Genomic DNA, 19,538 nt, shown 5'->3' with positions numbered 1-19,538 from the left:
TACAGCTCGGCTCTACGAGCCTTTGGACTATGGGGTCGCTAGCAAGCTCGCTTTGAGGTATGGGGTAAAAAAAGTTTTTGTTTTAATTTAACAAATCGCAGTCCATCAATCCTGGGCAACGCAAAAGATCCAGGACTTTTTACAGCTAGATTTTTCACCCATTAAAGGACCCAGAAAGAAAAAAGACAGATACCGAAGTATATGTCTTTTTGAAGAGAGCTAGTTTTTTAAGAGACTTAAAAATGCAAAATTGTGCAAATATTAAATCTTGATTTTTGCACCCATGAGCTTTACGAACTCACGGACAATAGCCGTATCGCCAGGCCATGCCGGAGCCGTAACCAAGTTGCGGTCCACCACAGCTTCGTCTACGTTCACAGCCACATACTTACCACCAGCAAGAGTGATATCCGGGCCAACGGCAGGGTAAGCCGTAGCCTTATAGCCTTTCAAGACGCCGGCTGCAGCAAGGACCTGCGGACCATGGCAAATGGCGGCCACCGGCTTTTTAGCCTTGAAAAATTCCTTCACGATTTTGAGTACGCGTTCATTCAAGCGAATATATTCCGGAGCGCGGCCACCCGTAATGAACAAGCCTTCGTAATCCTTTACCTGCACAGCATCAAAGTCTGCCGTGAGGGTAAAGTTGTGCCCACGGGATTCAGCGTAAGTCTGCTCGCCCAAGAAATCATGGATTGCAGTAGCAACCGTTTCGCCCGCCTTCTTGTCAGGGCACACAGCATCCACCTGGTAACCCAACATGGACATCGACTGGAACGGGACCATCGTTTCGTAATCTTCGGTAAAATCGCCACACAGAAGCAAAACTTTTTTTGCAGTTTTTGCCATTATTAACTCCTGATAGATATAACTTGTTTTCTTTTTTACAACCAACATAAGTCAGTGTTAAAAGAAAATACATCAAAAGTTATCGGAGCGTATGCACATTTACTTTTTTTAACAAAGTGATTGACTATTGGTTATTAGTCAATAGTCATTAGTTTCACCGATTGTAACCCATGAGGTAAAGTCCGGCAAAACAGGCGGCAACACCAAGTACAAAACTGGCGAGTGCGTAGGCTATGAACATTCCGAATTTTCCGCTTTGCAAAAGCGCCAGGTTTTCATTGGCGAAAGTGCTGAACGTCGTAAAGCCTCCGCAAAAGCCCGTCACCAAAAAGAGCTTGAGGTTTGGCGAGAGGCCATCGCACTTGAGGAAGAGTCCCGAAAAAATTCCGATGCATAGGCAGCCCAGGACGTTTGCGACAAAGGTCGGCCACGGAAATCCGGCGACCTTCGGAATCACAAGCGAAAGGAAGTAGCGAAGTACGCTACCGAGAGCACCGCCGAGAGCAACGAATAAGAAATTCATTTCGGGACCTTTTAGAGTTCGTCTAGTTCAGCGAGAATTTCGGCATTCTAAGGAGGTGCGTCATGCAAGGCGGCCATTCTTCTTCGTAATGGCTGACCAAGATGAGCGTTGTCTCCGTTGAAAGCAGTTGCAACAGGTGGAATAGCTTTTCGCGATACTCGCCCTTGAGACCTTGCGTCGGTTCGTCGAGCAACAGCACTTTCGGCGGGCGAATGGCGGCACGGGCCATCAGCACCAAGCGCTTGTCAATCGGCGAAACCTTGCGGATAGAAATTGACGTATCTTCAAAGCCCAAGTACGTAAGCCATTCGCGGGCCTTCGCCTTTTCTTCCCACGTGATGTTCTCGGCGCGGCAGAGGTTCGGCGTGAATCCAGTGCAAAGGACATCCAAGAGGCTCAAGTCTTCGCGGTACTGAAGCGCCATTTCCGGCGAGAAGAACCCGAGTTTTGCCTTGTGATCCCAGATGTTGAGGCCATGCCCCGGGCGTTCCCCGAGAAGCGTAATGTCGTTGTTGTAAATCTGCGGATGGTCAGCGGTAAGCATGCCGAGGAGAGTGCTCTTGCCAGCACCATTCTCGCCCATCACCGCCCAATGTTCACCCTTGCGAACCGTCCAGTTCAAATTCTTCAGCACATCCGTATCACCAAAGCGAACGTTAACATGCTTCAAGTCAAAAAGAATCTCTGCACTAGAATTGACTGGATCCTTCGCTCCGCTCAGGATGACACTGTTATTGCCCTTCGCGCCCTCTCGTCTCTCGTCTTTCGTCTCTCGTCTAAGATCAACAATCTCGTAATCCTTGAGTTCGGCTTTTTTGAACTTCGGGGTTGCGGCGGCTTTCGGGAGTTCGCCAGCGTACTGCGTGAACGTCTTGTCTGCATAAACGAATGCCGGAATTTCCGGAAGCAGTTCATCTTCACGAGCGAGGCGCACCACGACTTTCAAGCCCGGACGTTTCGCGAGGTCAGCCACGCAGCCCGCCAAATGAGCACGGTACTCCGGATCGAGCCCGCCAAACAAGTCATTGAAATAAACCCATTCCGGTTTTTCCATCCACATACGAGCCAAGAGCACTCGGCGCAGTTCGCCGTTCGAGAGGCTCAACAGCTTGCGGTCGAGAATCCCTTCGGCAAGGTCTGCAATGTTCAACGCCTCGCCAAGCTTATCCGGGTCGGTCAACGGCCACGCCATATCATCAATGTAGCGGTCCGTCTGCAAAAAGAACTTCTTGTCCAAAAGCAGGTTTCGCACCAACGGTGCTTCCGCATCATGCAAGCTGATAAAACGCTGCTGGAAGAACGGGGCCAACGCCTGCTGGATTTTACGTTGCATAGCCTCCGACATCGTGGAGACATTTTCACGTTGATTTAAAAAATGAGTAATGACTCGGTCAAGATCTTCGCCCTCGGTGCTGAAAATTTGCACCTGCGGAAACATCTCGATCAGAGCTTCAAAGCGCTTGAATTCCATGCGCCCAAAGATAGAAAAAGCCAAACGAGACGGCAAATTTTTCTCCTACGCAAAAACTCCCGGCCGAAACCGGGAGCTTTGTGAGGAGGAAAGAATCTTAAATACTAGAACTTATTGAAGAAATCCCAAGTGGTCTTCGGTACCCAGGACTGGTTCGAACCCGGATCCTTGTGGTCCCAGATATGGCCGCCATTCTGTGTGCACCAGCGAACCGGGAAGCGTTCTTCGACAGTCGTGTAGTCATAGCACACGTGCGGACCGTTGCCACCGTATTCCTGAGCCTTTTCATTCTTGGCCTTGCCACCTTCGGAGTTGAGTTCCAAGATGATATCGCGAGCAGCGCGGCCCATGACCGGAGTGCAGAGGTTGTCCTGCAAGCCGAGCACCCCCATCCAGCCAATGCCCATCTGCTTGCGCTGCGGGAGCCAAATGTTGCGTTCAGCTGTTTCGTACACGGCAACAGCACGGAGCACGTCCTGGTGGTTCCAGGAAAGACCGTTAGAGAACATAGAGCCGTAGCTGAAGCCTGTCGAGAATACGCGAGAAGAGTCAATGCAGAAGTTACCTTCGAGCATAGCCAAAAGTTCATCGAAGAGAATGTAGTCGTTCTGATCCCACGGGGCCTGATTTCCATTGCCTTCCGGAGCAACAAAGATTGCCGTATTTTCCGTATCAAGCGGTTTCAGGCCATAATAGCCTTCATCCTGCACACCACCGGCCCAGCCGCCCATGCACTGCATACCGAAAATGAGTTTGTACGGTTTGTTCTTGTCGTAGTTCTTCGGGATGTCAATACGCACGGTACGCGTTCCCTTGCTCCACTTGAATTCGATATACGGCTTGTCACCACGATACTTGTAGTCGAGCTTTGTATCCTTGCCGCAACCACGCGTCGGCACCGGATCGTTCTTGAGGCCCCAACCGTAAGCGTATTCCGGCTGTTTGACCGTCTTTTTGAGCTTGAGCGTAACGTTTGTATCCAAGTTACTGAGCGCAACCGTAAGCGTGTCATAATCCGTTGCAATCACGCGGAGGCTATCGCCGGCTTCTTCTTTCTTGAGACCACGAGCTACAGCTTCGCCAAACGAAACCCCGTAATTGCCATTGGATGCAAAGCGGAAATTGCTCTTTGCGCTACCGACGCTCACGCGGGCAAAATATGAACCCTGAGATTTCACGACAGACTGCATGTCAAGAGTACCCGTGCCATAAACAGTCTCGTTCAAGACGCGGGAACCCACAGCGTCAAAAACCTGGATGCGCACCGGTTCATTGGTGCTCTGGGAATAAGACAGAACGCCGTTCATCACGCTCACGTAGCCGAGTCTCGGACGAACGGAATGGATGCCAATCAAGGAATCACCGGGATTGGCCTCTTCCTTGAAAAGCTTGAATTCGCCCTTGGAATCAGTCGTTGTCTTGAGTGCGTTTTTAAGAAGTTCTACGGAAGCTTTTTCGATAGCCTTGCCGCTTTCATCGTTGACCTTACCCGTAACGGTAAAAGCCTGTGCAGATGCAGCAAAAGCAAGCGCCATTGCTGCACACTTTAAACTGAGGTGTTTCATACCTGTTCTCCTGTTGTATCATTCCTAACTCTTCATCCCGAAAGGACAAGTCCTCCAAACTGATTTGATACACGCAAGGAGATATGCCACGCAACTGCGTGGTTCCACAAAACCAAGCATGAACACACCAGTGTTCTACCTAACTAAACCCATCTGTAATATATCCTCGTCAGTAAGCCAAATCACAAGCCGCAATAGTTGTTTCGTGGACAATTAATCCATAAACAACTTTGCTATTTTTTCAGCGATGAATTCCTTGTTAAATAAAGCAATTGCCCAAGAACGCCTCACGCCGGCGGAAGGTCTCGAAATCTTGAAGAACATTCCCTGGACAGAAGTCGTCGAGGCGGCCGATACCGTACGCCAAGCGAAGCTCCCCGGAAACCGCGTGGGCTATACCGCATTCCGCATCGTGAATTACACGAACGTGTGCGAAGTGACTTGCAGCTTTTGCAGTTTTTGCCGAGCAGCAAGACACCCCGAAGCGTACGTCTTGAGTTTGGACGAAATCCGCCAAAAAACGCTTGAGGCAAAAGCCAAGGGCGCCGACCAGATCTTTCTGCAAGGTGGCGTCAACAAGGAAATCCCACTTTCTTACTACACCGACGTTCTCAAGATGCTCACGCAGGAATTGGGCGTCAAGGTGCGCGGGTTCTCGCCAGTTGAACTTGTCCGCATTGCGGAATTCAACAACATAACGCTTGACGAATTGCTCGACATTTTCAAGGATGCAGGCCTCAGTTCCGTCCCGGGCGCAGGCGCCGAGATTCTCTCCGACCGCATGCGTCAAATCTTAAGCCCGAAAAAACTCCCGGCACAGCAATGGTGCGATACGCTTGCCGCCTGCCACAAGAAGGGCCTCCCCGGCAGCGCAAACATCGTCATCGGCAGTGCCGAAACCGCCGAAGAAGTCATCGAACACCTCGAATACGTCCGTAAAACGCAGGACATCGCAGGCGGTTTCAAGAGCTTTGTCGTGTGGACGTTCCAGCCGCAGACAGACAAGTTCCCGATCCGCCATGTGCGCGGCGACGAATACCTCAAATTGCTCGGACTCAGCCGCCTGTACCTCGACAACGTCCCGCACATCGAAGTTTCGCTCCTCGGCATGGGACTTTCGCTCGGTGAACTCGGGCTGCATGCCGGCGCCGATGACATCAACAGCATCGTCATTGAAGAGAACGTGCTTAAAAACCACGGCCTCACGACCATCGAGCAGGCCGAAACATTCATCAAAAACGCAGGCTTCACGCCCTACCGCCGTTCATTAAACTTTGATTAAGGCGAGAAGCGCAGCCATCCTGGACTATTTTCAGCTCAAAATTATAGGCTTATTTGCCCTCTTTTTGTTTAGATTAATAAAAGTGCCGCAAGCACAACCACCTCTTTCAAGAAGGAGATTCTTATGAGTTGGGAATGCAAATACCTCAACGAGACATTTTGCGAGAAACGCAAACAGGAATGCGACCCAGGGGCAAAAGGCTGCGTCCTTCAGGGCCGTTTCAGCTTTCCGCTAAAGGAAAAGTCAAAAGCCGAAAAGAAAGGCAAATAAAAAAGACCCCCTTTCGAGAGTCTTTAAAAGCCGAGGCTTCGCGCGATCCACAACCGAACTAGATGAGGCGCAGGATTTCCTGGGCAGTCTGTTCCGCAAACGCATTGTCCTGGACAAAGCGGCGGACTTCAGTCGGATTGATGCGTGCATATTCAGAAAGCGCGCGACCAATGCCGTTGCGAATGTAGTAGTCGTCGTCCTTGGCACAAGTGAGGCAGAACTGACGCAAAAGCGGCCAGTCGGTGCGGTCCTTGTACTGCACCTGGAAGATAATCGCACTGCGACGGACCCAGATGTTCGGGTCGCGGATCCAGGAAGCAATCTTTGTGCGCAGAGCCGGAAGACGTAGCGCCAAATCACCCAAAACGCAAGAAGCGAGGGTATCGACAGTGTCACGCCAAGCTCTGGTCTTAATGAGCTTTTTCAAAAAATTCAGGTGCTGGCCACCGAGAAGAACGCGATGGCGGAACAGGTAGTCACAAGCCGCGTACTGGAATTCCCTATACGGCTGCGCCCACATGTCCTCAACCCTCGATACGAGTTCGTCCCCGTCCTTTGGCGGGTACTTGTCGAAAATCGGGTACGTGACTTCACGACGGGGAACCAATCTGATTCCGAGAAATTCAAATTGCTCCCTAGCCTTCTTAGACATTTCATGCGACTCTTCTTCATTAGCGATAGAGCGCAGAGCGAGAGATATTTCTTGTGTAAACCGAAGCATGTACACCAAAAATAGTCCATAAAGAATTTTTTTTCTAGACCTTGACAAGCATTTTTTTCAAATTTTTTTAAATTTTTCTCAGATTTTTTGCAAAAAAAGTGCAAAAAAAAACTTGACAAAGCTAAAAACCGCTTAAAGACCCAGAAATCATGACTGATTCCACTAGAAAAGAGGCTCTTCAAGTCACTGAAGTTCCGCCCGAACTGCGTGGTCTTTCCGACGAAGAAATCATTCGCAACTCGGAAAGCAAAAAGAAAAAATTTATCGGTAAAAAGCACAACGGGGCCAAGCGCCCGTCCAAGCGCGAGCGCCAAAAGCACAAAGAGCAAAGCGAAAACGCCAAGTTCAATTCGCTCGTGGCCAAGTACATCAAGCCCGAAAGCGCAAAGCAGCGTGAAGCAGAAAACGACGCCGAAATCAACAGCATCCTGAAGAAAATCGCAAAGAACGCCGCACCGAAGGCCGAAGACGCCGAAGTCAAGAAGATTATCGAAAAGACAGTTCCCGCATCAGCGCCCAAGCGAGTGCTCACGAGCGTCATCTCGGAACCGCCCAAACCGCCCTCAGGCCGCGTCCTCAAAGGCTCGTTCGGCGCAAAGCCAGGCGACAAGCCGAAGACCGTCATCGTGTCTGCAGCCGACCTCGCCCGCCAGCGCATCGAAGAACGCGCAAAGAAAATCCGCGAAGCGCTCATGGCAAAGAACAAGGCACTTCACCCGGAAGCCGCAGCAGAAATGCCGGTCAAGCGCCCCCGTGGCCGTCCCCGCAAGAATCCGCTTCCGCCAGCAGAATAGACGACAACCACACAAGGCGAGTGACGCGACCAACAAAGTTGGGCATGTTCGAGCCGAATGGTTGGGACAAAAGCGAAGCGAATGTCCAAAGACGAAAGAACGCCGCTACGCGGCTACAGACGAGAGATTAACCCGCCACAACAAGTGCGCGGGCTTTTTTATGGATTGCGCGATTCTCGCCTCCCGCAATCCTCGAGAAAACAAAAAGACCTTCCGCTTTCACGAAAGGTCTTTTGAGAGGCAACGGGCGGACTCGAACCGCCGAATAAGAGTTTTGCAGACTCGCCCCTTACCAACTTGGGTACGTCGCCATAATTGCAGACGCAATATAAGTATTTTAAGACGCCCTTACAAGGGGTCCGCGCAAAAAAAGTGAAATTTTTTAATTTTTAGCCGTGAATTTCACCCAATTGAAGACAAAATTGCTCGCCACGCTCGGCGCCCTCTGGATGAGGAGCCTCCGCATCCGCCTGCGCGTTCCCGACGACTTCCGCCCGGGGATCCTTGGACTCTGGCACAAGGACCTGCTCGCAAGCACCGCCGCCTTCAAGGACAAGAACGTCCACATCCTCGTCTCAGAATCAAGCGACGGCGAATTTTTCGCCCAGGCGGCCAAGCAGCTCCATTACGAAGTCACCCGCGGTTCCGACACGCACGGGGCCACAAACGTCCGCCATCTGCTAAAATCGCTTAAAAACGACCGTTTTGTCGGCATGGCGCTCGATGGTCCGCACGGCCCCGCCCTTCAGGTAAAACCGGGATCTCTATGGCTTTCCAAGGCAAGCGGCCGCCCCCTTTGGCTTTTTTGCATCAAGTATGGCAAGCATTTTCGCCTAAACGGATGGGATAATTTCATTATTCCGCTCCCTTTGACAGCTATTGACATCGAAATTAAGTATCTTTTGCCCGAAAATATTCAAAATAAGGAAACACAGCCGTGATCGCATTACCTCCAAAATTTGTCGCATTCGACTTAGAAACGACTGGTCTTGTCAACCGCAAAGACGAAATCATTGAAATTGGCGCCGTAAAGTTCACTGTAGAGGTGAAAAACGGACGCGTCGTGCCAAAGCTCATCTCGGAATTTGACACGCTCGTAAAGCCCAACATGCTCATCCCCGCCGAAGCAACGAACGTGAACCACATCACCGACAAGATGGTCGAGAATGCACCGCCAGTCGGCGAAGCGCTCAAGCAGTTCACCGCATTCTGCGGCCCGGGATCCATCCTGCTTGCCCACAACGCAAACTTCGACGCCAGCTTCTTGCGCACCGCCTACGAACAGAACCCGCAGTTCACGCCGGGTAACCCCGTCGTCGATAGCCTCGCCATTTCCAAGACCATCATGCCGGAACTTGCAAACCACAAGCTCGGCTTCATGGCAAACATGTTCATGAAGCGCGGTGAAATCTCGATGACCATCGACGAAGAAAAGATGCACCGTTCCGTGTACGACTGCGAAATGCTCATGGAAGTGTTCGTAGCACTGCTCCGCCGCCGCCTCAAGGAAAAGGAATGGGAAATGGGCAGCATCATGCAGGCCATGGCCAAATACAAAGGCATCCCGCAGTTCATCAGGAAGTAGAGCGCCTTCGGCGCAGTTACTAGTTAATAGTTAGTAGTTACTAGCGATTTGAACTGATAACTGCTGCGAAGCAGCCTCAGTAACTAGTAACTCAGAACTCGGAACTAAAAAGCTCGCTAGTAGGCGAGCTTTTTGTTTCAACAAAATACACAAAAGACCGCCATGCAGAGCATAGCGGCTTTCGTCAAACTTTCAATCTAAGAAATTAGATTCCGAGTTCCTGAGCAACAGCCTGGATGCCAAGCTTGTTGATCGTGCGGAGACCAGCAGCGCTAACGCGGAGCGTCACCCAGCGATCTTCTTCAGGAATGTAGAAGCGCTTCTTCTGGAGGTTCGGAAGCTGCTTCATCAACTTCTTACGGTTAGAGTGGGAAACCATGTTGCCCACGAGACCGGCTTTGCCGGTGACTTCACAAATGCGGCTCATATTAAAACTCCGTTGTTTTTACAGGCACCAATTTTAGCTAAAAATTTCAAAACTGTCAAGGCTAAAGTTAATCTTGCAATGCTTTTGGCAAGTTAAACTTCGTATTTTCCACTAATTTTACAAGATTTTCAACTTCTATCGGGCCAAATTTTTCTTTCAGCCAATCGACAACGCCCTGGACCAGCACCTCCGGTGCGCTCGCACCGCTAGACAGCCCAACCGTGTCAATGCCATCAAACCACGCCGGATCAAGGTCGTTGACGTCCGCAATCAAGTGGCTCGGGAGGCCCTGTTCAAGCCCAAGCTCCATCAAGCGGGACGAATTCGAGGAATTCTTGGCGCCGACAACCAAAAGCATGTCCACCTCGGAGCACAGCTCGAGAACTGCCGCCTGGCGGTTCCCCGTCGCATAGCAAAGATCACCCGCATCCGGCCCGATGATATTCGGGAAGCGGCGCTTGAGCGCTTCGATAATCTTTCGCGTTTCCGCCACAGAAAGCGTCGTCTGCGTGATGTAGGCCAGTTCCTTGTCGGCAGGCACATCAACCGTTTCCGCATCTTTCTCGTTCCTGATAAGCGTAATCGCGCCTTCCGGAAGCTGTCCAAGCGTACCTTCGACCTCGGCATGCCCGGCATGCCCAATCAAGATGATATGGCGGCCGGCGTTGTAATGCCGCTTAGCGCTGAAATGGACCTTGAGCACCAGCGGGCAGCTCGCATCAAGCACCTGCAAATTACGGGCTTTAGCCTCTTCATAAATACGCTCTGCAACGCCATGTGCCGAGAAAATCACCACGGATCCTTCCGGCACTTGATCCAGCTCATCGACAAAGACAACGCCCTTGTCCTTAAGCGTTTCAACAACAAACTTGTTATGAACAATTTCATGGCGCACATAAATCGGCGTACCAAATTTTTCGATAGCCTTTTCGACAACATGGATTGCACGGTCAACACCAGCACAGAATCCACGGGGCGTAGCCAGAACGATTTTTTTCATAATTCACCTAATCTACTTTAACAAGTTTTTCAAAAATTCCAGCAACTGCTGATACGAGTCACTAATTTTAGCACTTTCATGAGCAAGAAATGTTTGCACCAAACGGGATTCCGGCTTATTGCGCTGAGAAAAGTCCTCAGCCGAGCGTAACTGCGCAAGGACGCCTTCACGAACAAGCGTCATCACAGTCTCTTCCTGCCCTGCGGCATAAGGCCCTACACAAGTCGCAAGACCGCTTTGAAGCGGCTCCCAAAAATCATGAACACCAAGCCCACGTGCAAACGACCCGCCAACAACCGCCGATCTAGAAACAGCAAACACATCTTTCGTCTTGCCAAACTCGAGAACCATCGAGACTGAGCCACTCTGCACCAAGGGCCAGTCAACAACCGATACCCCAAGTCCGCAAAGCGCCTTACGGAATTCATCCACTTCCGACAAGCGACGCGGCATAAGCACCACGGATTCACCGCGCTTGATCGAAGACAAAATCATGCGACCAAGACTCGGCATTTCCTGGATGTGCATCGAGACAAAGACCGTATCGACCGTCGGATTTTCAGGAGGCAAAACGACCTTGCCCGAACGGACCCAAGGCAAAAGCTTCCAGTCGCCGCCAATCATCATCCGCGAGCTGTTCGAGCGCGCAGAAACGCTGAAGAAGCGCGACAAGTCCGACCCGGTCTGCATGCTGACAAAGCCAATCGCCGCATAGTCCATTCCAGGAACAGCATGATGGAAACGTCCCGAAACAACAGCCACAGGCGGCCGAGTCGAAATTCGCAGCATCGAGGAGAGATACCCCGGCCACAGTTCATTTTCGGCAAGAATAAGCCCAAGCGGCTTGACCGACGAAACAAAGGACATCATCGTTGCAGGAGCATCGACAGGCGCAATGTGCGCAGTCACATCCACTCCCGATTCTTTGATAAACGAAACCACTTCAACTTTCTGCGTCGTCACCAAAAGACGCGGGCAATTCGGCAAATCCTCCTGGAGGAATTTCGCCAAATTCAAAAGCATCTTACATTCGCCAAGACTTGCGCCATGCATCCAAAGAAACGGCCCCTTGGGCCACGGACCACGCAGGCGCGATTTCACATGGTACTTATTTTCTATAACAGGTACTTTTGCAGCAACTTTGGCTACAGATCCTAAAGCCTCTCGCGCAATGTCAAAAACCTTAAACATAGAAAACCACCACTTTTCTTACGACCAGTAATAAATTACAAAACAAGAGCCACAGCCAAGTGGAAGAATCCGCAAAAAAAGCCTGCCAGAAGGTCCTTTGCAAAGGAAGCATCCGCAATTTTTCAGCACAGTCGCCATGCGAAGCTTTCAAACGCGGAAAGAACGCAGGAGTTTCGCTCGCCCATAAGCGCCATACATCGCCAAATTTCCGTTCCAGGAAACGATCCTCGATTCGCGAAAGCGCCATCTCGAAAGCAATCACGACAAGCATAAGCGGCAAAATCCAAAGAGAAAAACCCAAATGAAAAATTGCAATTCCAAGAGCAAAACCAGTATTGGAAATGTAAAGCGGATGCCTCACGCGAGAGTACGGACCGCAAGTCACAAGCGCGTCCGCCTGATGTTCGTAGCCGCGAGTATGTTCGCCGATAAACCGGCGAGTCTGCACTCGTAAAAAAGCACTCAAAATGTATAGAAGAACAGCAATTAGGGGGGCGGTGGGTTCATTGCCCGGAGGCGCACATACAAGAATTACAGCGATCACCCCCAGGATGTATCCGCGAAAGCGATACAGAAACGCAGAAAATTTATTTTCTGTATCAGGCATCTCCCATCTCCACAACATTAAACCTTTGTTCCTGTTCGCGGGAAAGAACATCATGGCTGACGAGGACAACCCATTTATGGAGCAGTTCCGCCGTGTCGAGGAATGCACTCAAAAGCAATTCGCGGTCAGCAAGTGCCACAGATGCAAACGGTTCATCCAGCAAGACCACCGAGCAATCCGAAGCAAGCGCCCACGCCAAAGCCACGCGCGCACGTTCACCTCCCGACATTCCCTCTTTAGCAATGATCTGATTCACTCGGGCCGCGCGGGCAAATTCGGCAACAGCCTCAAATTTCGCTTGTGCTAAAAGTTTTTTCAACAAATGAAGTGGAGGCAATTCCAAATCCTGGGCTACAAAGAACACATTATTTTTCAAAGGAATGGAACATGAAATTTTCCCGTAATCCCATTCTTCAAGCCCTGCAATCAAGCGTAACAAAGTCGATTTGCCAACACCATTGCGTCCGCGTACAAGCACCGGCTTTTTCGTACACCAGCATAGCGAAAAATTGCTGAAAAGCGTAGCAAAAGCACCCTCGTAAGAAAAATCGCCATGCTTAATCTGTAAGCAATCCAAGTCCGTAGAGAACAGTTTTTCTACCGAACTGGAGTCCGATTTTTTCGAAGGCAATGCTTCGAACTTTTCCAAAACGCGAAGCGCACTCATCGCAGACCTTGCCTGCGGCATCACGCGGGCACACTCCTTCACGGGTTTATAACAAAGGAGAACCGCCGAGCAGTAAAGCACAAGCCCCGTGCCGTCCATCCACCCCTTCGAAATCAGGAGCGCACAAAAGGCAAGCACAAAGACCATCGCCAGGACCGAGACCGATTCCGCGACAAGCGAAAGGACGCCTTTGCGAAGGGATACCGCCACCCCGTCATCACGGAGCACGCGCACTTGAGACACCAAATCGTTCGAGACGTCGCTACGTTCAAAGCCAGAACTCCAGCGACGAAAAAGTTTTCGCGCAAGATAAAGCGAATTGCGAAAACTCGACCGCTCCGTCAAAATGTTTTCTTCGGCAGGCCCCATCTTATGCAGACTGCGCTGCATCCAGCTCACAAGCGGAACAACGACAACAAAGAGGAACAACGTAAGCGGCCAGGATATGTAAAACAGCACCGGCAAAAAGACCAACAGCTGAAGAACCGCCTGGACCGCCTGAAAAAACACGCCACCATTCGATTGCAGAACAACAGCAGATTCGTATGCAGCCTCGACTTTCATTTCGCCTTCCGGCGTATGGAACACCCGCGGCGAAAGAGAACGGAGCGCATGCAGGAACCACGCCATCACAAGAGAGCCAGCGCCGAAAAGCCATTTTTCGGAAATATTCATTTTCCAGGCAAAAAAGGCAAAGCGAAGCGCTGTGAGAACAACCATCAGCACAAGCCACTGCACAAGTGAGAAAATCGCCTCGCCCTGGAGAATTTCCATGAAAGAGCGGACACCCCAAAGCAAGGCCGCATCGGCAGCACTCGCAAGCAAAGCCACAGGCAAAAAGCGAAAAATGCCTCGCCAAAGTATCTTTTTTAGCCGTTTTTTCAGAATCACGGAAGAAAAAATAAAAAATTCAAACAAAAACCCTTGACAATTTCCTATAAACATCTATATTTGGCGCACACAAAACGCCCCTATCGTCTAGTGGCCCAGGACTCGGGATTTTCATTCCCGCAACAGCGGTTCGAAACCGCTTGGGGGTATAAAGGAACCAGCTGAAAAGCTGGTTCTTTTTTTGTACCCACAAGCCAACCGCATCACAGGGTATAAAAAAGGACCGGCAATCAAGCCGATCCTTTCTCATACGCCAAAGCACTAGTTCCAAACTTGCAAAACGGGAAGTCGCCCTCGATTGGAGGGCGACAGTATTTTACGAGTTGGAATGAGAGACTTTTGAATAAACTCCAAATACACCAAAACCGTATTCACGGTTCCTTATTATGCTGTTTATTTCTTTTAAAAGCTAAATAGCGTTTGCACCCATTGCAAACAAATCAAAGCTCCCCTCTGATACGTTCACGTAAATAAATATAATATAATTTTCGCAAAAGAATACATTTTTATTACAAAAATTCATTTTTAGACCAGAAAAATGCTAAAAACTACCATTTTAGGGAAATTATTACCAATTTGAGGGAGGAGAGAGAGGGATGGGACAACTAGCTCTTTTCATTTCGCTAGCCCTTTCACCCTCTCTCTAGGAGAGAGAGGGATTGGACGCCGAACTCACTTCGTTTCGTTCGCCGCCCTCCGGGTTACGGCCGGAGGCCGTAATCCTTGACCGCGCTGTGTTCGCTTCGCTCTCGCGCGGTCAATCGAACCCTCTGCGAGGGTTCTCATCCACCATTTTTTCACTTGAAACAAAAAGCGAAGCCTTTCGGCTTCGCTTTTCGTTTCAAAGGAGAGAGAGGGATTCGAACCCTCGGTCCTGTGACAGACTCCGGATTTCGAGACCGGCCCATTCGACCACTCTGGCATCTCTCCGAGGTTTGCATAATATAGTATAATTCATTTAAACTGTCTATGAAAATTTCCGGCACAGCCGCAACATTCTTTTTTATTACTTCATCACCAGCGTTTTCAAAAACCTTTGATTTCAAGCCTTTATTTTCTACATTTGGCGCAAAATTAAGGGGACCCAACAGACTTCAGGTTTATAAGTGCGAGTGCACTTCGGGGCTTATTGAATGCTCATTTTGAGCAAAGTGATGACGCGGCATGTGCTGCAGATGAAGTTTACGGATCCCGAAGGTGACTTATGGCAGAAGATCTTTCTTGCGGCCCGGAAATCGACGTTCCGGAAAATAACGACAACTCCAAATTGCAGCTCGAAGCGGACGCGTTCTTGAACGCCATCGCAGGCGGAGCAGACGAAGACCAGGCTGATGAAGCCGCATTCTTTGCAACAAATCCAGACGGCATCGTCGTTGATGATAACGGCGAAGTTCTGGAATCCGGCGCAAACTCCAAGATCAAGAAAGGCGAAAAAGTCGAATTTATCGACGATGATGAAGAGACAAGCGAACAGGAAAAGCCCGCTGAGGCAGAAGGCGCAACAGTCGCCGCAACTACCCCAGCAACCTTAAATGAAGACTCCACAGACGCAGAAGATGTCGGCGACGAATCTTTGGTGACATTCGACGATCTCGGCCTCTCTCCGGAAGTTCTCGAAGCAGTCAAACTCGCCGGTTACGAAACGCCTTCGCCTATCCAGGCTAAGGCCATCCCGGCCCTTTTGCAAGGAGCAAACCTTCTCGGTACAGCACAGACCGGTACCGGCAAGACAGCAGCATTCTCGCTTCCGCTCCTTTCGCGCATCAACTTCAACGGACGCGAAACGTCCATGCTCGTGCTCACGCCGACACGCGAACTCGCCATCCAGGTTTCGGATGCCATCCAGCAATACGCCGTCAAGATGCAGAACGTGACCGTTGTTCCGGTCTATGGCGGTCAGGACATCGCTATCCAGTTGCGCGCCCTCAAGCGCAAGGCAAGCGTTGTTGTCGCTACCCCGGGCCGTTTGATTGACCATATCAAGCGCGGTTCTATTTCGCTTGGAGCTGTCAAGGCCATTGTCCTGGACGAAGCAGATGAAATGCTCGACATGGGCTTTATGGAAGACGTGGAGACCATCCTCAAGGAAATCCCCGCCGATGCCCAGCGCGCCCTCTTTAGCGCCACCATGCCGGACAGCGTGAAAAAGATTATCGACCAGCACCTGGGCGAATACGAAGAAGCCCGCATCGAAGGCAAGACGACCACGGTCGAAAACATTTGCCAGCGCTACTTGCTCGTGAAAAACGAACACAAGATCGAAGCGCTCGCCCGCGTCCTCGAAGGTGAAGAATTTGACGGAGTGCTTATTTTCGTACGCACCAAGCAGAACACCACCGAAGTGGCCGAAAAACTCGAAAGCCGCGGATTCAATGTGGCACCGCTCAACGGCGACCTCGCCCAGTCCATGCGCGAACGCACCATCAACCGTCTCAAGATGGGCAAGCTCGATATCGTCGTCGCAACAGATGTCGCCGCAAGAGGCATTGACGTAGACCGCATTTCGCTCGTTGTGAACTACGACATTCCGTACGACACGGAATCCTACGTGCACCGCATTGGCCGTACAGGTCGTGCAGGCCGCAGCGGTAACGCCATCTTGTTCATCACGCCGCGCGAAAAGCGCATGCTCAAGACCATCGAAAAGGCAACGCGCCAGCCGATTGATGTGATGGAAATGCCGACTTCCGAACAGATCAGCAAAAAACGCGTCGAAACTTTCAAGGCTAAAGTCAAGAGCGTCGTAAGCTACGGTGAACTCGACCAGTTCAAGGAACTCGTCCACGCACTCGCCGCAGAAGGCTGCAACATGAAGGACGGCGTAGCCCTCGAAGACGGTACCGTCAACGAAATGACCGCCGAAGACATCGCTGCCGCAGTCATCAAGATGTACCAGAAAAAGCAGCCGCTCTTCCCGAACCTTCCGCCGCTCGAAGCGCCGAAGGAACGTCGCGAAAAGGTCCGCAGCGGCAGAGACTTCCTCGGCAATGGCGAAGATTTCGGCCTCAACAGCGAAGAACAAAAGCGTATGCGCAAAGAACGCAAGGAAGGCCTGAACGGCGTCGAAGAAGGTTTCTTGCGCTACTACCTCGGCGTTGGCCGCATTGACCACGTCACTCCGCGCGACATCGTAGGTGCAATTGCCGGCGAAGCAAACATCAACAGCAGCAACATCGGCCGCATCAAGCTCTTTGACAAGTTCAGCACCGTTGAACTTCCGAACACGCTCCCGCAAGACGTTCTCGACATTCTCTCTGAAATGACCATCCGCGGCAACGACGCCCGCTTCCGCGTAATGACCGACGAACCGCCCGAGGGTCCTGCACCGGGAACGAGACCGCATGCCAGCCGCGAAGAACGCCGCAGTTTCCATCGCGACCGCAAGGGAGGCTTCCGAGACGATGAACGCCGTGGTGGATTCCGCAAAGACCGTGGTGAACGCAGCTTTGGTGACAAGCCGTTCGAGAACCGCAAGGCCCGCCGTGAGCGCCAATTCGCCGACCGCAAACCCGGCAAGTTCGAAGACAAGCCCTTCCACAAAGACCGAGACGAACGCAGTTTTGGCGACAAGCCATTCCGCAAGACACGCCGCTTCGGAAGAGTTTAAACCAAATTAAAATAAATAAATGAACGGAATTCAGAACGAATTCCGTTTTTTTTGTACTAAAAATTCAAATTTGTATAAAATACTTTACGTTAATCCTTTTTCATCTTCTTAATATATACACTTATATATATTCCCTAAGGAGAAAAAAAAATGGCTAACAAAACAAATGAAAAAGATTCTACAGCAACAATTCAAGAATCTGAAATCCACATATTATTCAATAAAATAGCAGTAACAGCTATAGCTGCTTGTTATTCAACAAAAAAAGACACATACGAACCATGGCCTTGTGGAACACCCTGGTGGCGATTTCCAATACCATGGCCCCATCACGTCAGTGAACTCATCGCTGAGGTAAAAGATTATTCAGTAAGACTCCCAAAAGTCTTTTTGCAAAATGGCGATGTAATACTGGATATTATCCACAATGCAGGCCTGGAAGCAAGCATTGCTGCCAACTTCAGGATTTCAAAAATAAATCCTATTGCAAAACTAAGAGAAAACATTCCTGCAAAAATTAGCAACAACGTTGCCAAGGCTATAATCAGTTACTTAGAGGCAATCGAAAAAGGGCAGAATGAAATTATCAAGGAAGCCCAAAAGCTTATTCCCGATGGTATTGAACTCACTCCGAATAAAGACTTCGAAGCCACCAATATTGTCAGACAAGCAATAGGACATGGCATAATAACTAGTTATATACCAAGCGGATACTATGACGATTTTGAACCATGGCCATGCGGAACTCCCTGGAGGAGACATCCAATTGGCCCTAATGGACCTATTGGGCCTTGGTTCAGCAACATCCATGAAGTCGCTTCCGCAGCAAGCCTCTATGCAGGAAATTATGCATTAGCCGTCCAAGAAAACCGATTCACAATACAACAAGCTGTCGAGATAGCCGGTTTCAATGCACAAATTCCAGGCAATTTCAAAAACGCAAAAGCCAATACACTTGAAAAGCTTCAAGAAAATATTCCTGAAAAATTCTGCAATAACATTTCCAAGGCGATTGTCAAATACCTTACAGCAATCGATAAAGGCCAACAGCAAGTTGCAAAAGCAATCGCAAAGCTTATTCCCGAAGGCATTAAAATCACCCCGGTTAAAACAAAGCTTGTAAAGAAGGCAAAAAAATAACGAACAATAAAGTATCCTAAAAAAAGAAGTCCGTCTCCAACACAGACGGACTTTTATGTATATTGTAACCAAACTAGAGATTATTTATGACAAAGAAACTATTTATATCATTTATTCTAACCATTCTAGTCCTATCAAGCTGTGCATTTTTCAAGCCCAAAATAAATGAAAATTTCAAGCGGGATGATTTAAGCCCAGCCCTAGCCGATTCAGTAGATCTGTTCACCGGTGAAGCCTACAGGATGAAACCCGAATACACAAACGAACTTATCGTAGCCATAATTAGAGCTAATACGCTCAATGTGGAAAACGCAAAAGTTTACTACCCTACTCTAATTAACCTGATAAGTTTAAAGAACCGCAATTACCTTGATGAGAACTGGATTATGTCTCACCTCGATGAAAAAGATCAGAAAGATTTTCAGCGAGTCTTCCCAACAGGATTTCCTGCAAAACAAAGCATAAGCAAGTTTATTCAAAGTAATGAATTTTTCATGGACTCAGTCACATGCGAAGGTGAAGATATCGATGCACACTGGGCCTATTTCTCTGCTACTGGAGATACGAAGATTATTGAGAAAATCGAAAAGACAATGCATGTCTATGACAGATTATGCTGTTTTGAATGCCTTCAGAACTCACTGCTATTCAGATCCGTTAAAAATAGGGACGTCTATGACAAGCTTGTTGAAATTCGCGATACAACATGCGAAAAGGCACCAAATCCCACGGGTTGCGCAGCTTACTACGACAACCGATATATTCCGCCTGCAAGCGAATGCGCCTGGAGCGAAATAAAACATTAAACCCAAATTGATAAAAAAAGAAGTCCGTCTCCAACACAGACGGACTTTCTTTTTACGGGAAGCTAGGCACCGATAAAAATCAGGACGCCGCTCAGTGCGAGGAGCAGAACGCCCCACACCGTCTCGACGATGGGACCGAGCC

At 49.8% G+C, this 19,538-nt stretch carries 17 protein-coding genes and 3 tRNA genes; 8 read left to right on the top strand and 12 right to left on the bottom strand.

What is annotated here, in order from left to right; translation table 11 throughout:
- Positions 1-261 precede the first annotated feature (261 nt).
- The 4 genes from ACJMM9_RS02820 to ACJMM9_RS02805 all read right to left on the bottom strand — a co-directional run bounded on the left by ACJMM9_RS02820 (position 262) and on the right by ACJMM9_RS02805 (position 4,408).
- On the bottom strand, positions 262-849 hold the full coding sequence (locus ACJMM9_RS02820) for a DJ-1/PfpI family protein (protein WP_405323683.1): 588 nt from the start codon (positions 847-849) through the stop codon (positions 262-264).
- Between the two features lie 154 nt (positions 850-1,003).
- Positions 1,004-1,372: a fluoride efflux transporter CrcB gene (gene crcB / locus ACJMM9_RS02815; protein WP_405323680.1), complete on the bottom strand. Its 369-nt coding sequence runs from the start codon at positions 1,370-1,372 to the stop codon at positions 1,004-1,006.
- A 22-nt stretch (positions 1,373-1,394) separates the two neighbouring features.
- On the bottom strand, positions 1,395-2,879 hold the full coding sequence (locus tag ACJMM9_RS02810; RefSeq protein ID WP_405323678.1) for an ATP-binding cassette domain-containing protein: 1,485 nt from the start codon (positions 2,877-2,879) through the stop codon (positions 1,395-1,397).
- Between the two features lie 68 nt (positions 2,880-2,947).
- Entirely contained in the window at positions 2,948-4,408 is a 1,461-nt protein-coding gene (locus tag ACJMM9_RS02805; protein ID WP_405323676.1) for an esterase, read from the bottom strand.
- A 247-nt stretch (positions 4,409-4,655) separates the two neighbouring features.
- Here ACJMM9_RS02805 and ACJMM9_RS02800 point away from each other — a divergent pair, with 247 nt between their 5' ends.
- Positions 4,656-5,690: a radical SAM protein gene (locus ACJMM9_RS02800; RefSeq protein ID WP_405323674.1), complete on the top strand. Its 1,035-nt coding sequence runs from the start codon at positions 4,656-4,658 to the stop codon at positions 5,688-5,690.
- Positions 5,691-6,018: 328 nt separating this feature from the next.
- Here ACJMM9_RS02800 and ACJMM9_RS02795 read toward each other — a convergent pair whose 3' ends face one another.
- Positions 6,019-6,681: a DNA alkylation repair protein gene (locus ACJMM9_RS02795; protein ID WP_072830045.1), complete on the bottom strand. Its 663-nt coding sequence runs from the start codon at positions 6,679-6,681 to the stop codon at positions 6,019-6,021.
- Positions 6,682-6,830: 149 nt separating this feature from the next.
- Here ACJMM9_RS02795 and ACJMM9_RS02790 point away from each other — a divergent pair, with 149 nt between their 5' ends.
- Positions 6,831-7,475, top strand: a complete 645-nt coding sequence (locus ACJMM9_RS02790; RefSeq protein WP_405323671.1) for a hypothetical protein — start codon at positions 6,831-6,833, stop codon at positions 7,473-7,475.
- A gap of 238 nt (positions 7,476-7,713) precedes the next feature.
- Here ACJMM9_RS02790 and ACJMM9_RS02785 read toward each other — a convergent pair.
- Positions 7,714-7,786, bottom strand: a tRNA-Cys gene (locus ACJMM9_RS02785).
- Positions 7,787-7,885: 99 nt separating this feature from the next.
- Here ACJMM9_RS02785 and ACJMM9_RS02780 point away from each other — a divergent pair.
- Positions 7,886-8,416 carry a lysophospholipid acyltransferase family protein gene (locus tag ACJMM9_RS02780; protein ID WP_405323668.1) on the top strand — a complete coding sequence of 177 codons (531 nt, stop codon included), beginning with the start codon at positions 7,886-7,888 and terminating at the stop codon, positions 8,414-8,416.
- Positions 8,413-9,060 carry a PolC-type DNA polymerase III gene (locus ACJMM9_RS02775; RefSeq protein WP_088630805.1) on the top strand — a complete coding sequence of 216 codons (648 nt, stop codon included), beginning with the start codon at positions 8,413-8,415 and terminating at the stop codon, positions 9,058-9,060. Before ACJMM9_RS02780 ends, ACJMM9_RS02775 begins: the two co-directional genes overlap by 4 nt.
- Positions 9,061-9,265: 205 nt before the next feature.
- On the opposite strand, the gene rpmB is transcribed toward ACJMM9_RS02775, so the two are convergent.
- The 5 genes from rpmB to ACJMM9_RS02750 form a co-directional block, all read right to left on the bottom strand.
- Positions 9,266-9,487: a 50S ribosomal protein L28 gene (gene rpmB / locus ACJMM9_RS02770; RefSeq protein ID WP_014546602.1), complete on the bottom strand. Its 222-nt coding sequence runs from the start codon at positions 9,485-9,487 to the stop codon at positions 9,266-9,268.
- Between the two features lie 67 nt (positions 9,488-9,554).
- Positions 9,555-10,487, bottom strand: a complete 933-nt coding sequence (ispH, locus tag ACJMM9_RS02765; protein ID WP_405323663.1) for a 4-hydroxy-3-methylbut-2-enyl diphosphate reductase — start codon at positions 10,485-10,487, stop codon at positions 9,555-9,557.
- Between the two features lie 12 nt (positions 10,488-10,499).
- Complete coding sequence (locus ACJMM9_RS02760; protein ID WP_405323661.1) at positions 10,500-11,678, bottom strand: glycosyltransferase N-terminal domain-containing protein; 1,179 nt, start codon at positions 11,676-11,678, stop codon at positions 10,500-10,502.
- A complete protein-coding gene (locus ACJMM9_RS02755) occupies positions 11,671-12,285 on the bottom strand; it encodes a methyltransferase family protein (protein WP_405323659.1) in 615 nt (204 codons plus the stop codon). Before ACJMM9_RS02755 ends, ACJMM9_RS02760 begins: the two co-directional genes overlap by 8 nt.
- Positions 12,278-13,783 (bottom strand): ATP-binding cassette domain-containing protein, encoded by a 1,506-nt coding sequence (locus ACJMM9_RS02750; protein WP_405323657.1) that lies wholly within the window; start codon positions 13,781-13,783, stop codon positions 12,278-12,280. The genes ACJMM9_RS02755 and ACJMM9_RS02750 overlap by 8 nt, the downstream gene beginning before the upstream one ends.
- Before the next feature lie 136 nt (positions 13,784-13,919).
- Here ACJMM9_RS02750 and ACJMM9_RS02745 point away from each other — a divergent pair.
- Positions 13,920-13,992, top strand: a tRNA-Glu gene (locus ACJMM9_RS02745).
- 696 nt (positions 13,993-14,688) lie between these two features.
- Here the strand turns inward: ACJMM9_RS02745 and ACJMM9_RS02740 are convergent.
- Positions 14,689-14,773 (bottom strand) — tRNA-Ser (locus ACJMM9_RS02740).
- Positions 14,774-15,047: 274 nt separating this feature from the next.
- Between ACJMM9_RS02740 and ACJMM9_RS02735 the strand changes: the two genes are divergently transcribed.
- The 3 genes from ACJMM9_RS02735 to ACJMM9_RS02725 all read left to right on the top strand — a co-directional run bounded on the left by ACJMM9_RS02735 (position 15,048) and on the right by ACJMM9_RS02725 (position 19,396).
- A complete protein-coding gene (locus ACJMM9_RS02735) occupies positions 15,048-17,450 on the top strand; it encodes a DEAD/DEAH box helicase (protein WP_405323654.1) in 2,403 nt (800 codons plus the stop codon).
- Positions 17,451-17,600: 150 nt separating this feature from the next.
- Positions 17,601-18,590 carry a hypothetical protein gene (locus tag ACJMM9_RS02730; RefSeq protein WP_405323652.1) on the top strand — a complete coding sequence of 330 codons (990 nt, stop codon included), beginning with the start codon at positions 17,601-17,603 and terminating at the stop codon, positions 18,588-18,590.
- A gap of 86 nt (positions 18,591-18,676) precedes the next feature.
- Complete coding sequence (locus ACJMM9_RS02725; RefSeq protein ID WP_405323650.1) at positions 18,677-19,396, top strand: hypothetical protein; 720 nt, start codon at positions 18,677-18,679, stop codon at positions 19,394-19,396.
- Positions 19,397-19,538: the final 142 nt, after the last annotated feature.

The organism is Fibrobacter sp. (genome assembly GCF_045112255.1).
Taxonomy (GTDB): domain Bacteria; phylum Fibrobacterota; class Fibrobacteria; order Fibrobacterales; family Fibrobacteraceae; genus Fibrobacter.
The sequence above is the reverse complement of the archived record's forward strand: the minus strand, read 5'-3'. Positions and strand labels throughout refer to the sequence as shown.